Annotated in this window: 7 protein-coding genes; 4 read left to right on the forward strand and 3 right to left on the reverse strand. The window is 65.5% G+C overall.

Features of this window, described 5'->3' with window-relative positions:
- Positions 1–162 precede the first annotated feature (162 nt).
- The 4 genes from WJS89_RS03285 (at position 163) to WJS89_RS03300 (ending at position 9,802) form a co-directional block, all read left to right on the forward strand.
- Positions 163–2,481: an autotransporter assembly complex protein TamA gene (locus tag WJS89_RS03285; RefSeq protein ID WP_346339496.1), complete on the forward strand. Its 2,319-nt coding sequence runs from the start codon at positions 163–165 to the stop codon at positions 2,479–2,481.
- On the forward strand, positions 2,481–6,698 hold the full coding sequence (locus WJS89_RS03290) for a translocation/assembly module TamB domain-containing protein (protein ID WP_346339497.1): 4,218 nt from the start codon (positions 2,481–2,483) through the stop codon (positions 6,696–6,698). The genes WJS89_RS03285 and WJS89_RS03290 overlap by 1 nt, the downstream gene beginning before the upstream one ends.
- Positions 6,698–6,892: a hypothetical protein gene (locus WJS89_RS03295; RefSeq protein ID WP_346339498.1), complete on the forward strand. Its 195-nt coding sequence runs from the start codon at positions 6,698–6,700 to the stop codon at positions 6,890–6,892. Before WJS89_RS03290 ends, WJS89_RS03295 begins: the two co-directional genes overlap by 1 nt.
- 315 nt (positions 6,893–7,207) lie before the next feature.
- Complete coding sequence (locus tag WJS89_RS03300; protein ID WP_346339499.1) at positions 7,208–9,802, forward strand: TonB-dependent receptor; 2,595 nt, start codon at positions 7,208–7,210, stop codon at positions 9,800–9,802.
- 154 nt (positions 9,803–9,956) lie between these two features.
- Here WJS89_RS03300 and WJS89_RS03305 read toward each other — a convergent pair whose 3' ends face one another.
- Genes WJS89_RS03305 through WJS89_RS03315 form a run of 3 tightly spaced genes read right to left on the reverse strand, consistent with a single transcriptional unit; the run spans position 9,957 to position 14,414 of the window.
- Positions 9,957–11,186 carry a dihydrolipoamide acetyltransferase family protein gene (locus WJS89_RS03305; RefSeq protein ID WP_346339500.1) on the reverse strand — a complete coding sequence of 410 codons (1,230 nt, stop codon included), beginning with the start codon at positions 11,184–11,186 and terminating at the stop codon, positions 9,957–9,959.
- Positions 11,186–13,243 (reverse strand): alpha-ketoacid dehydrogenase subunit alpha/beta, encoded by a 2,058-nt coding sequence (locus WJS89_RS03310; protein ID WP_346339501.1) that lies wholly within the window; start codon positions 13,241–13,243, stop codon positions 11,186–11,188. Before WJS89_RS03310 ends, WJS89_RS03305 begins: the two co-directional genes overlap by 1 nt.
- Positions 13,236–14,414: an amino acid aminotransferase gene (locus WJS89_RS03315; protein WP_346339502.1), complete on the reverse strand. Its 1,179-nt coding sequence runs from the start codon at positions 14,412–14,414 to the stop codon at positions 13,236–13,238. Before WJS89_RS03315 ends, WJS89_RS03310 begins: the two co-directional genes overlap by 8 nt.
- Positions 14,415–14,427 lie beyond the last annotated feature (13 nt).

Raw genomic sequence — 14,427 nt, forward strand, 5'->3', positions numbered from 1 at the left:
GGCGATTTTGCGGTTGCGCCGGGTGTCGTTGTCGGCAACTCTGGCACTTCGGGGAGGGCTCGACATCGGGCGCGCCGTTGCAGGCCGCGTCGAGGCGATCCGCAGCCGAGCTGAAGTATCGAGGTCGATCGTCCGTCAATGCAGCCTACCCCGTTCTTGCCCGTGAAAGCGTCCCTGTCCGCGAAAACCGTCGAGCGACAGCTCGGTGCACGCTGCGTGCAGGCAAGCCTTCTCGTCATCGCGCTGTTGCTGGCGGAGCCCGCCTTCGCGCAGCAGGTCGCGCCCGACGAGGATCAGGACGTCGGCGAGATCGACTCGCTCATTCCGCCGCCGCCCCCCGACGCCGATCTTCCCGAGACGGAAGATCCGATCATCAGCGACGAGGAATTCGCCGACGAGATTCCCGAGCTGGCCGACGACGATCCGGCGCTGGACCTTCCGCTCGAAAGCATCGCGGAATTCGAGCGCCGGCTGGCCGCCGAGCAGGCCGATGCGGAACCGACCGAAGGGGCCGAGCCCCCACTCGGCGATCCCGCCCTCGCCGACGGCGACCGCGTTGAGGAAATCGGGGATGCGCCCGTCACCGATCCCGAACTCGCCGCCCCGCTCCCGCCGCTCGAGACCTTCGAGGTCGAGCCCGTCGAATTCGCGCAAGAGCCGGGCGACGAGGAGATCGTCCAGGTTGCCTATGCCGTGCGCGTCGACGGGCTGGAAGCGGTCGATGCCGAGACCGACATCGCGCTGACCGACCAGTTCGAAGAGCTCTCGGCGCTTTATGACGGCGATGGCGAAGCGGACAATGTCGCGCAGGTTTCCGCGCGGCTGACCGAGGACAGTTTGCTGATCCAGCGCATCCTCGCGGCGGAGGGCTGGTACAGTGCGAGCGCCGAGACGCGTATCGACCGGTCCGAAGCCGCCAACGGCCAACCGCTGACCGCAGTCATCACCGTCGTTCCGGGACCCCGCTACACGTTCGCCGACGTCGTCATCGATGCCGATCCGACCGAACCCGCGGACCTGATCGCCGAAAATCTCGCCATTCAGCCGGGCGAACCGATCGTTGCCACCCGCGTCCAGGGAGCGGAAGCGCAGGTCGCCATCGCGTTGCCGGAGCAGGGCTATCCCTTCGCCGAAGTGGGCCAGCGCGACATCCTGCTCGATCAGGATACCGGCGATGGCGTCTACACCCTGCCCGTCACAATCGGCCCGCGCTCGAGTTTCGGGGGGATCCGAACGACGGGCAATCTCGCCTTCGACGCCGATCATGTCGAAGTGCTGAGCCGCTTCGAGCGCGGGGAATTGTACGATAGCCGCGACGTCGACGACCTGCGCCAGGCGCTGGTCGCGACCGGGTTGTTCAATACCGTGTCGGTCGTGCCCGAACGCAGCGGCGAACTGGCGCCCGACGGCACCGAATATGCCACCATCCTTGTCGAACAGGATGCCGGACCCGCGCGCACGCTCGCCGGCAGCGCGGGTTACAACACCGGGCAAGGCATCCGCATTGCGGGCAGCTGGACGCATCGCAACCTGTTTCCGCCCGAGGGCGCGCTGATCGCCAGCGGTGTCATCGGCACGCAGGAGCAGGGCGCCGGCGTCACCCTGCGCCGTTCCAACTGGAAGCAGCGCGATCGCAGCCTCCAGTTCACGCTCGAGGCGCTCCACTCCGACTATGATGCGTTCGAGGCCTTTACCGGTCGCCTCTCGGGCCTCGTAACCTATGTGTCGACGCCGATCTGGCAGAAGACGCTGACCTACGCCTACGGTGCCCAACTCCTCGCGACCAACGAGGAAGACTTCGACATCGCTCTCGGCGAGCGGGTTGCCAGCACCTACTATATCGGCGGCCTTACCGGGCAGGTTGGGCTCGATCTCAGCGACGACCTTCTCAACCCGACCCAGGGTTTCCGCGTTACCGCCCTCGTCGAGCCCGAGGCCTCGCTCGAAAGCGAATTCACGCCATACCTGCGCTCGATCGTCGACGCCTCGGGCTATTTCCCGACCGGTGACGCGCTCGTGCTGGCGGCGCGCGCCAGGTTCGGCACCATCCAGGGCATCGAGCGCTTCGAACTGGCCCCCTCGCGGCGGCTTTACGCAGGCGGCGGCGGTTCGGTGCGCGGCTACAGCTACCAGCAATTGGGGCCGAAGGTCCTCGAGCCCAATCCCCGGTTCGACCCCGAGGATCCCGAAGACGAATCCGATCCCTTCATCACCCGCCCGATCGGCGGACGCAGCGTGATCGAAGGCGCCGTCGAGGCGCGTTATCGGTTCGGCAACTTCGGCGTCGTCGGCTTCCTCGATGCGGGGCAGGTCTACGAAAAGGAATTTCCGACCTTCAGCGACATTCGCTACGGCATCGGTGTCGGCGGCCGCTATTACACCAATTTCGGCCCGCTTCGCTTCGATATCGCGACGCCGATCGGGCGGCGCGATGGGGAAAGCCTCATCAACATCTATGTCTCGATCGGACAGGCCTTCTGATGGCCGCCGACGCAGCGATCGAAGAGGCGCCCGCTCGCCGTAATCCGTGGCCGAAGCGCATCCTCAAGGGAGCGGTCATCGCGCTGGCCGCGATCGCCGTGCTGCTGGGCGCGGCCTACTGGTGGCTCGATACGTCCGCGGGCCATCGCTTCATCACCCGTCAGATCGAAGGGCTCGAGTTCGAGACCGGAATGGAGATCGACATCGGCGAGATCGACGGGTCGATCTATGGAGACATGATCCTCCGTGATCTCGAAGTCAGCGATGCGGAGGGCGTGTTTCTCGTGTCGCCCGCAATCGCAATCGACTGGCGGCCGTTCGCCTTTCTCAACGATCATGTCGATATCCGCTCGTTGACCAGCGAGCTCGTCGTCCTGCGCCGCCTGCCGCGATTCAAGCCGACCACGCGCGAAGGCCCACTCCTTCCCGACCTCGATATCGATGTCGGTCGCCTGTCCATCGATCGGTTCGTGGCCGAAGCGCCCGTAACGGGCGAACGGCGGGTGCTTTCGCTGGCAGGCAAGGTCGACATTGCCGACCGCCGCGCGATTGCGGACCTCGACGTCGAGACGATCGGCGTAAACGGCGCGGCGGGCGGGGACAGGCTGGCGCTGATGATCGATGCGGTGCCCGAGGACAATCGCTTCGCCATCGACCTCGACCTCGATGCGCCCGCCGACGGCGTCTTCGCAGCGCTCGCGGGCGTCAACGACCCGATCCGCGTGCAGCTGAAGGGCCAGGGAGATTGGGAGCGGTGGGACGGACGTCTCGCCGCCAATCTCGCCGGCACGGAGTTCGCGCGTCTCGGCATCGGCGCGCGGAACGGCACCTTCACGCTCGAAGGCACGGCGCGCGCCTCGCGGTTGTTCGAAGGGCAGGCCGCCGCCTTCCTCGGCGAGGTCACCACGATCGACCTGACCGCCGACCTTGAGGAACGGCGTGCCGATATCGTCGGCGCCATCGGCAGCGATGCGGTGCGTATCGACCTCGACGGGCTCGTCGACCTCGGCGGGAACGCGTTCCAAGACTTCGCCGTCAACGCGGTACTGCTCCAGCCCTCGGTCCTCGCCGAGAATCTGCGCGGACGCGGCGTGCTGGCCAAGCTCCTCCTCGATGGTGCCTTCGCCACCCCGAGCGTCAATTACGCTATCGAGGCAGCCGAAATCGCGATCAACGATCTGTCGCTCCAGCAATTCTCCGCGACCGGCGAGGCCCGCGTCGATGCGGACAAGATCCTGATTCCCGTCTCCGCCCGGATCGCGCGCATTACCGGCCTCGATACGGTCGCAGGCGGACGGCTCGCCGATGTGCGGCTCAACGGCGACATCGCCATCGACGGTGCGCGAATTCTGTCCGACAATTTGCGGCTGCGGTCCGACCGCATCGACAGCCGCCTCATCCTGCTCGCCGACATGTCGACGGGGCTCTACACCGCCGCGATCGACGGGCGGATCGACGATTACCGCGTCGAAAGCGTCGGCATCTTCGACATTGCTACCGACGTCGACCTCGAGTCCGCGGGGAGCGGCGGTTTCGCGCTGGCGGGGCGGGTCCGCGCCCGCTCCTCGCAGTTGTTCAACGAGAGCGCGCGCAATTTCCTCGGCGGCAATGCGGTGGCGGCGAGCGACGTGCGCTACGGGCCCGACGGGATCGTCCGCTTCTCCAATCTCACGCTAAGCGCGCCCGCCGCGCGGATCACCAACGGCAGCGGTTCGTACAATCCCAATGGGCAAATCGTCTTCAACGCCGACGGATTTACCGATGCCTATGGCGCGGTCGGCATCCGGCTGACGGGCACGATCAGCGACCCACGCGCGACCGTCACCGCCGAACGGCCGGGTCTTGGCATCGGTCTTGCCAATCTGACCGCCAGGGTCACCGCTGCACGAGGAGGATATCGCCTCGTCGCCGACGGCGACACCGATTATGGAGCGCTCAGTGCCGATGTGGTCCTCGGCACCGGCCCCCAGCTCACGCTCGACATCAACAACGCCAACCTCGCCGGGATCGATTTCGCAGGCTCGCTGCGCCAGACACCGGCAGGACCCTTCGCGGGACGGCTGGACGCCAAGGGCCTCGGCTTCGGCGGGGTCGTCCGATTGAGCGCCAACGGCGGGGTGCAGGAAGCGATCGTCAACGCGCGGGCGCGCAATACCGTCCTGCCCGGCCCGGCGGCATTGTCGATCGGCTCGGCCGTCGTCGATGCGCGCGTCATCCTCTACGACCAGCCCTATGTGGTCGCCGACGCGCAGTTCCAGAACACGCGCTATGGCGAGACCTTCATCAACGCCGCGCGCGTCGAAGTGGATTATCGCGGCGGCCGTGGCAACGCGCGCCTGCTCGCCGAGGGAACGAACGGCGTCCCCTTCCGCATCGGCGCCAATGCGGACCTGACGCCCGATCTGTGGAGAGCGGCGATCAAGGGACGCGTGCGCGGCGTGGATTTCCGGACCGCCAGCCCCGCGCGCATCGTGCCGCGGGGTGGCTCTTACGAGCTGCTCCCTACCCGGATCGACTTTGGAAGCGGCAACGTGCGGCTGGCGGGCACTTATGGCAACGGCATCAAGATCCAGAGCCGCCTCGACCGTCTCGACATGGCGATCCTCAACGCATTCGCGCCAGGCCTCGGCATCAACGGGTCGGCCACCGGAAGCCTCGATTTCGCGCAATCGAACCCGAGTGCCTTCCCCCGTGCAGACGCACGCCTGACGATCCGCGACTTCCAGCGCACCACTGCCGTCTCGACCAGCCAGCCCGTGAACATCAACTTCGTCGGCAAGTTGCTTGCCGATGGCGGCGAAGCGCGCGCAGTCATGCGGCGGCGAGGGAGCGTCATCGGTCGCATTGTCGCCTCGCTGCGCCCGCTACCACCCGGATCCGGATCGTGGACGACGCGCATGCTGCAGGCGCCCTTATCGGGAGGAATCCGCTACAACGGACCCGCCGACACGCTCTTCTCTTTCGCAGGGACGGCCGATCAGCGGCTTTCGGGTCCGATCGGTGTCGCAGCCGACTTCTCGGGTCGGGTCGCACGGCCGCAGCTCGCCGGGATCATCCGCGCAAACCGGCTTGTCTACGAGAACCAGACCTACGGCACGCGCCTTTCCGACATGGCGATCGCGGCTCGCTTCTCGGGCGATCGGCTCGAGATCGAGCGGCTGACCGCCGTCGCGGGAGACGGGACGCTGGAAGCGCAAGGGTTCGTCAGCCTCGCGGAGGCCAATGGCTACCCGATGGACGTGCGCGCGACGCTGGATAATGCGCGTCTGGCAAGGAGCGACGCCCTTTCCGCGAGCGCGACCGGCCAGCTTCGGCTCACCAAGGCCGCGGGCGACTATGCGGTGCTCTCGGGAGATATCGTCCTGCCCGAGACCCGCTATCAGATCGTGCGGCAAGGCGCCGCCCAGGTCCCCGCGCTGACCGGCGTGCGCTTCAAGCCGCCGCGCGGCCCCGTGCGCATCACCGGTGACGAACCCGTCGACGCGCAACCCGGCCTGTTCGAACAGGTGCGTCTCGACATCGACCTGTCGGCGCCCGAACAACTGTACGTGTCGGGGATGGGGCTGGAGAGCGAATGGACTGCCGATCTCAACCTCTCCGGGACGAGCGCTGCACCGGTCGTGGCGGGCCAGGTCGAGCTTGTCCGCGGTACGCTGGGCTTCGCGGGACGCTCGTTCGAACTCGCCGAAGGCCGCGTCGGCTTCACCGGTGGCCGCTCCATCGATCCGACTATCGATCTCGTCGCAAGCGAGGAAATCGACGATGTCACCGTCAACGTGAATGTCTCGGGTCGCGCCACCAATCCGCAGATCAGCTTCGCGAGTACGCCGGGCCTGCCGCAGGACGAGATTCTCTCGCGCATCCTGTTCGGCAATTCGGTCGGCAATCTGTCGGCAATCCAGTCCGTCCAGCTCGCGGCCTCGCTCAATTCGCTGCGTGGATCGGGCGGCGGTCTCAACCCGCTCGGAAAACTGCGTTCGGCGACCGGGATCGACCGGCTGCGCATTCTGGGCGGCGATGAAACGACGGGCCGCGGCACAGCGCTCGCCGCCGGCCAGTACATTACCGACGATATCTACATCGAGTTCATCACCGACGCGCGCGGTTTCACCGCCACCCAGCTCGAAGTCGCACTGACCCCTGCCCTGTCGCTGCTCAGCCAGGCCGGCGGTTCGGGCGCGACCAACGTCGAAGTGCGGTATCGGAAGAATTACTGATGCGATCGATCGCGGCTGTCATCCTCATCGTCCTGCTCGCGGGTTGTCAGAAGGAGCCGACATTCGACGAGCGCTTCGACGAGACGCGCGAAGAACTGCTCTCCAAGGCGGAAGAACTCGACGAGGAGATCGAACAGAGCGAGGCGCAACCTGGCGCCGACGAGACGGCGGCCGAGCCGAAGGAAAGCGACTGATCGCCTGCCTTCGAAGTCCGACGCAGTCTGGATATGTTGAAGAGTCCGCCAGTCGTAACAGGTGACGACTCGATGCGCTTCATATCGCGCGCGCGCGTGGCAAAAGCGCACCACTCGACCAGAAACCGCCATTCTTGCTGCACAGTCGGAACCAAATGCTCTCGGGCCGCCGTCGCTTTTTTGCTGCAGGTGCGAAGGAAATCCAGATTCCGTCTTGTTGTTGAAACATTTGTCGTCTTAAGCGCGCATGCGTTCGGCAGGACGACATCTGCCACCCAGTCATTTCAAACCACCCGTGGGGGGAAATAGGAAGCCATGAAGAAACTTCTTCTCAGCACCAGCGTGCTTGCAGCTTGTGCCATCATTCCGGGCGTCGCGCACGCGCAGTCGACCGGCTCGATCGACTTCGAAGACGATGAAGCGATTGTCATCACCGGTACTGCCGACACCGATGTCGGCGGCGTGGAAATTCCCGATACGCCCAAGGCCAAGCAGGTCCTCGACGAGGAAATCATCCGTCGCCAGCGCCCCGGCCAGACGGTCAACGACATCGTCAATCTCGTCCCGGGCGTCAGCTTCCAGAACAACGATCCCTGGGGTTCCTCGGGCGGTGGCTTCACCATCCGCGGCTTTACCGCCGACCGCATCTCGCAGACCCTCGACGGCCTGCCGCTCAACGATTCGGGCAACTACGCGCTCTACACCAACCAGCAGGTTGACAGCGAAGTTCTCGAGGAAGTGAACGTCAACCTCGGCGTCACCGACGTCGACAGCCCGACCGCTTCGGCCGTCGGCGGCACGATCAACATCCGCACCCGTTTGCCCGCGCGTCAGCCCGGCATCACCGCGACGGCGAGCTACGGCAACATCGTTGCCGACGGCAATTCGTTCGAGAGCCCCTTCTATCGCATCTTCGGCATGTACGATTTCGGCGACATCACGGGCCGCGATACGACGGCCTTCGCCTCGGCCAGCTATGCGCAGTACGACGTTCCCTGGAACGACTACGGCAAGGTCAAGAAGCAGCAGTACAATGCGCGCATCGTCCAGGACCTTGGCGGCGGTGACTTCATCAGCCTGTCGGGCCACTACAACCAAAACCGCAACAACTTCGCGGGTTCGGTCGACTTCGACGATCTGCAGGCGGCGTTCGACGCGGGCAACAAGGAAGCGCGCTTCACGCTCGAGGAAATCGACTACCCCTGCACCATCCCGGCGCCTGTCGCCGGCGCGGTCGATTTCTATAACGACGGCACGGGCTGCGGCTCTGAGTTCGGTCGCCGCTACAATCCGTCGAACACCGGCAACATCCGTGGTGCCGCGCTGTTCAACCTCACCGACCAGCTGACGCTGACGCTCGATCCGAGCTTCCAGTACGTCAAGGCCAACGGCGGTGGTCCGGAAGGCCTTACCGAAGCGCCTTGCTACGTGCGCGCCGACGGTCGTTTCCCGTACTGCAGCACTACCGACAACGGCAACGATGCCATCACCGGCGTGATCGGCGGCCGCTATTACCTCGGTCGCGATCTCAACGGCGACGGCGACATCCTCGACACGGTGGCGGGTAACGACCCGAGCCAGACGCGGACCTATCGCTACGCCCTGATCTCGGGTCTTGCCTATGACATCAACGACGATCACCGCGTCCGCGTCGCCTATACGCTCGACTATGCGAACCACCGCCAGACCGGCCAGGTGTCGCTGATGCAGTCGAACGGCGAACCGATCGATGTCTTCTCGGTGAACGAAGCGCTGATCTCGGTCGACGGCCTGGAAATCAACAAGCGTAATCGCAAGTCCTATGCGATCCTCAACCAGATCTCGGGTGAGTATCGCGGTCAGTTCCTCGAGGACGACCTGACGCTCGTTGCGGGCCTGCGTATGCCGTTCTTCACCCGCAAGCTCGACCAGCGCTGCTACACGACCACGGCCGACGCCGGCCGCGGCTTCGTCGATTGCATCGGCGACCAGGTCGAGGATTACGAAGCGGCCAACCCGTATGTCGTCGATCCGGTGACGGGCGAAGTCAGCGGTTTTGCCCCGCCGGCAAAGCGCACGCTCGACTATAACGAGCCGCTGCCCAACGTCGGTTTCACCTACGCCTTCGGCGATGCCTCGGTCTTCGGCAACTATGCGCGTGGCCTTTCGGTGCCCAGCACCGACACGCTCTATACCGCTCTGTACTTCCCTAAGGGCACCGAGCGCGCCGAGCCGACGCCGGAAACCACCGACAGCTTCGATGCGGGCCTGCGCTGGCAGAACCGCGTCATCCAGGCGCAGGTCGGCGGCTACTACACGACGTACAACAACCGTCTCGCGGTCAGCTACGACCCGATTCTCGACGAATCGGTCACGCGCAACCTCGGCCCGGTGAAGAAGTATGGCGTCGATGCGTCGGTCGCCATCAGCGTCACGCCCGACACGCTCTTCTATGTCTTCGGATCGATTAACGAATCCGAGATCCAGGAGAATGTCGAAACTGGCGACATCTGCGTTGCCGCGGATCTGAACGATGCGGCGGTCTTCTGTGAGGGCGGCGTTGGCGGCGAACTCTTCCTCGCCACCGCGGGCAAGAACGAAGCCGGCGCTCCGCTGTGGAGCCTTGGTGGCCGCATCCAGCAGCGCCTCGGCCCCGTCGAGCTCGGTGCGCAGTTCAAGCACACCGGCAAGCGCTTCGGCAACGACGTGAACACCGTCGAAGTCGGTGGTTACAGCATCGTCGATCTCGACGCGCGCTTCGATCTCGGCCCGATCGGCGATCGCAACAATGCGGCGCTGCAGTTCAACGTCACCAACCTGTTCGACAAGGCCTATTTCGGCTACGTCAGCGCGGGTCTCGACAGTGGACCGTCGTTCATCAACGTCGGTGCGCCGCGTGCGGCCAGCGTCTCGCTAATCCTCGGCTACTAAGCCGACGCTCGCACGATAACGAACAATCAGGGCGGGGCCTCCGGGCTCCGCCCTTTTTGTTTGTTCTACAGTGCTGCTTGTTAGAGGCGCACGGTCGCCGCGCTAGCGCACAGGCCGCGCGCCAGCCTTGTCACGTTTTGCGGTAGCGATCCGCCTAAGCGGCAGGCCAGTTTTCCAGGCGGCTGACGAAATCGCTCAACCACGCATTGGTCTGGTGACCATCGACGACGCGGTGGTCGATCGTCAGCGTGACGTACGCCATCGGGCGGATGACCATGACGTCCTGTCCATCGAGTTCGCGCACGACGACGCGCTTTTCCAGTTTGCCGACGCCGAGAATGGCTGCCTGCCCCTGGTGAATGATGATCGGCGCGGCGAGCAGGCTGCCCGACACCCCGTGATTGGAAATGGTGAAGCTGCCGCCCGTGACTTCAGAGCGCTGCAAGTTGTTCTCGCGCGCACGGGTCGTGAGGTCGCCGAGCGCCTCGCCGATCTCCTCGAGCGAGCGGCTGCCGCAATCGCGCACGACGGGTACGACGAGGCCCTTGTCGCCCAGTGCCGTGCCGACGCCGATATCGATGCTGTCGGCAATCGCGATGCGACCCTCTTCCCAGCGACCGTTGATCGCAGGGACGGTGGCCATCGCTTCGGCGGCGGCCTTAACGATATAGGCGGTGTAGCTGAGCTTCACCCCCCTCGCCTTCATCGCGGCCTTGTGCGCGGCGATGGCGGAGAAGTCGGCCTCGAACAATGCGGTAACGTGCGGCGCGTCGGTGACGGCCTTGGTCATGTTTTCCGCAATGGCGCGGCGCATCCGGTCGTGAGGAATGTCGGCGCTGTCGAACGCCTGTGCGACACGCGGCTGCGCGGTCGCGGGGGCGCCCGCGCGCGTGGTGGTTGCCGACGACACGGCCTCGTCCACATCCGCCAAGGTCACGCGCCCGTCGCGTCCGGTCCCGTCGATGTTCGCGGGGTCGAGGTCGTGCTGGATCAGCGCGCGCTTCACCGCGGGGGAGAGGCGGACCTCCTTGCAAACCTTGGCTTTGTGCGTCTTTTCACTGCCGTTCCCCGGCGAAGGCCGAGGTTCCGTCGCGGCATCACCCCGAATACCGGCCTTCGCCGGAGAACTGGCCGCGGATTCCTCGCCCACCGGATCGATCCGCGCCAGTAGCGCCCCGGGCTCCGCCTCGGCATCGCTTTCCAGGAGAATTTCGGCAAGCACGCCATCGGCAGGCGCAGGGACTTCCTGCGTGACCTTGTCGGTTTCCAGCTCGACTAGTGGATCGTTGACGCTCACGCGGTCGCCAATCTTCGCGAGCCAGCCGCGCACGACCGCCTTGGTGCCTTCCTGTTCATCAGGAACGAGGACGTCGATCATCGCCATCAGAACGCCAGCATCGCGTCGATGCGCGCCCGGATGTCGGCAACGCCAGGCACCGCCGCTTCCAATAGCTTGGGGTGATGTGGGCTCGGAATATCGGGCATCGTCACCCGTTCGACGGGTGCGTCGAGATCGAGGAACGCCTCATCCGCCACCACCGCCGCGATTTCCGCGCCGAAACCGCCAGTGCGCAGATCCTCGTGTACGATCAGGCAGCGATGCGTCTTTGCGACACTCTCGAGCACCATCTCGCGGTCCCACGGCTGCAGGGTGCGCAGGTCGATTACGTCGGCCTCGCCGTCATTGGCCGCTTCCTCGCAGCGCGGTACCATCGCGCCCCACGTCACGATCGTGATCCGGTCACCCTCGCGTGTCTTTTTCGCGCGGCCGAAGGGGAGGACGTAGCCCTTGCCCGGCCACGGCCGCCGCGCCCAGCTGTCGTCGAGCATCGCGCGATGTTCGAAGAAGATGGTCGGGTCGTTGCCCCGTAGCGCCATGCGCAGAAGGCCGACCGCATCTTCGGCATTCGACGGCACCGCGACGCGCCACCCGGGATTGTGGACGAACTGCACCTCGTTGGTCTGGCTGTGCCACGGGTCGCCGCATTTGAAGAAGCCGCCCGGCACGCGCAGCACCATTGGCGCGGCGAAGCGGTTGTCGGTGCGCCAGCGGATCGTGCCGCAATCGTTGATCTGCTCGGTCGCCGGCTCGGCATATTTGCGAAACTGGATTTCGGGCACGGGGAGCAGCCCCGCCATCGCCATGCCGACCGCCCGGCCGACGATGCCTTCCTCATTGAGCGACGTGTCGAACACGCGGTCGTGGCCGAACTTGTCCTGCAGCCCCAACGTCACCGCATGGACGCCGCCCTTGGGGCCGACATCCTCGCCGAACACGCTCATCTTCGGATTGGCCTCGAGCTCCTGGTCGAGCACGCGGCGGATGGCGGTGACCATGTTGATACGCTGGCCATCGGGGCGCGGATCCTCGTGCGTGCCGTCGAGGCTAAGCCCCGCCTGCCCGCCGACCTTGGCATGCTCGCCCTCGAAATAGACGCCCGAGGCAACGCCCGCCGGATCGGCGACGGGTCGCGCTTCGGCGCGCTCGCGGGCCTTGTCGACTTCCTGCGCGACCGAAGCCTCGATCATCTCCCAGTCGAGATTGTTATTGAGCGCCTTCAGCTTGGGCAGCGGGTCGCGCGCCCACTCCGCCGCAATCTCTTCTTCGCTCTTGTAGGTCTGCGTATCCTGCGCCGAATGACCTTCCAGCCGAGGCACGGTCAAACGGCAGAGTACCGGCCCCTTGCGCCCCCGGACATGCGCCACCGCACGCGATATCTGCCGCGCGGCGCCTTCGGGATCGGTGCCGTCGCCATCGAGGATGGTGAGACCCTCGAAACTGGCGAGATTGGCCGCAATGTTCTGACCGGGCGTCTGGTAGGTCGAGGGCACCGAAATGCCGTAGCCATTATCCTCGATGAAGAAGAGGATCGGCAGCTGCTGCGTTGTCGCGATGGTAAGCGCCGACCAGAAACCGCCGGTCGCGCAGCTGGCATCGCCGCCGAGCACGACCGCGATCGCGCCATCGTCTTCTTCGCCCAGCACGCTTGCCTTGTAGGTGATCGCCTGCGCCCAGCCAGCGGCGGGCGTATATTGCGCGCCGACGCCGCCGCACATCGGCAGCGCGTGGCAGCCGCCGCGGTTGGGATAGTTGAAGACGACGCCGATATCCTTGCCGTCCGAATAGCCGCCCGCGCGCCCCATGCCCGAACCCAGGGCGTCGGCGAGATCGACCCCCAGCGCGAGCAACATCGGGCGCGAGCGATAGTAGCCGCAGGCAGCATCGCCGTCGCGCAGATGAAGCCCGAGCAGCACCTGCGCCATGTCATGCCCGCGCGCGGAGAATTGATAAAGCACCTTGCGGGCCGGGACGAGTTCCTCTTCCTCGAGCCGGTCCATCTCGCGGCTGGTGAGGACGAGGCGCGCGACCTCCTCCCAGCTAAAGGCAGGCTCGTCGCTCGAACCTCTCTCGGTTTCGCGGCGCGGGTCGGCCTCAGCCATCCATCACTGCCTTCACGCTTTCGCAGAAATAGTCGACCTGGTCGTCACCCATCCCGCAGACATTGAAACGCCCCGAGCCGGCGACATAGATGGCATATTCCTCGCGCAGGCGCTCCACCTGCGCAGGGTCGATGGGGAGCATCGAGAACATGCCCTTCTGCCGCCCGATATAATCGAGCCGCGGATCGCAGGCCGCGATCCGGTTGCGCAGCGCGTTGATGCGCCCACGCATAGTCTCGAGCTCGGCATGCCAGTCGGCGCGCAATTCCCCGTCTTCCAACACGATCCGCACGACAGCTGCGCCATGATCGGGCGGCATCGACCAAAGTTCGCGTCCGATCTGCATCGCCCAGTCGAGCGCATGCGCCGCGCCGTCGGCATCGCGCCCCTTGAGGAACAAGGTGCCGACGCGGTCGCGATACATGCCGAAATTCTTGTCGCAGCTCTGCGCGACGATGGCCTCGTCCGCCGCTTCGACGACCGAGCGCATCCCCGCCGCATCTTCATCCAGGCCATCCCCCAGGCCCTGATAGGCAATATCGACGAACGGAATGATGCCGCGGTCCGCGACGATGGCGCGCACCTTGGCCCACTGGCCAGCGTCGAGATCCGCGCCGGTGGGATTGTGACAACAGGCATGCAGCAGCGCGACGTCGCCGGGCGCGGCTTGCTCCAGCGCGTCTACCATGGCGTCGAAACGCACGCATGTCTGGGACTTCTCGTAATAGTCGTACGTCTCGATCGCGAGGCCCGCGCCCTCGATGATCGGCGCGTGGTTCGGCCATGTCGGCGTCCCCACCAGCACTTTGGTCTCCGGACGCGCCGCCTTGATCAGCGCAAAGCCCAGCGCCAATGCGCCGCAACCGCCGGGCGTCTGCAGCCCGACCATCCGGTCGCTGCCCCAGGTGCCGCCGAACAGCATCTTGCCGATGGCCTCGGCATAAGCCTGGTCGCCGCGCATGCCGAGGTAGGATTTGCTGTCCTGCATGTCATGCAATCGCGCCTCGGCGATCTTGACCGCGCGCATGACGGGCGTGTCGCCGTCGCTGGTCTTGTAGACGCCCACCCCGGCGTCGATCTTGTTCGGACGCTCGTCGGCACGTGCCTTGAGCATGAGTTGGAGCAATGCGTCCGGTTGGATCGGATCGAGTGCGTCGAAAAGTCCCTGCATGGCGGTGGGCTTA

Origin of the sequence: Sphingomicrobium aquimarinum (assembly GCF_039655735.1) — a bacterium.
GTDB lineage: Bacteria > Pseudomonadota > Alphaproteobacteria > Sphingomonadales > Sphingomonadaceae > Sphingomicrobium > Sphingomicrobium aquimarinum.

Excerpts from the sequence above, each read along its gene's own strand:
- WJS89_RS03290 (WP_346339497.1), top strand. The coding sequence starts at position 2,481 with ATGGCCGCCGACGCAGCGATCGAAGAGGCGCCCGCTCGCCGTAATCCG.
- WJS89_RS03295 (WP_346339498.1), top strand. The coding sequence starts at position 6,698 with ATGCGATCGATCGCGGCTGTCATCCTCATCGTCCTGCTCGCGGGTTGT.
- WJS89_RS03300 (WP_346339499.1), top strand. The coding sequence starts at position 7,208 with ATGAAGAAACTTCTTCTCAGCACCAGCGTGCTTGCAGCTTGTGCCATC.
- WJS89_RS03305 (WP_346339500.1), bottom strand. The coding sequence starts at position 11,186 with ATGGCGATGATCGACGTCCTCGTTCCTGATGAACAGGAAGGCACCAAG.
- WJS89_RS03310 (WP_346339501.1), bottom strand. The coding sequence starts at position 13,243 with ATGGCTGAGGCCGACCCGCGCCGCGAAACCGAGAGAGGTTCGAGCGAC.
- WJS89_RS03315 (WP_346339502.1), bottom strand. The coding sequence starts at position 14,414 with ATGCAGGGACTTTTCGACGCACTCGATCCGATCCAACCGGACGCATTG.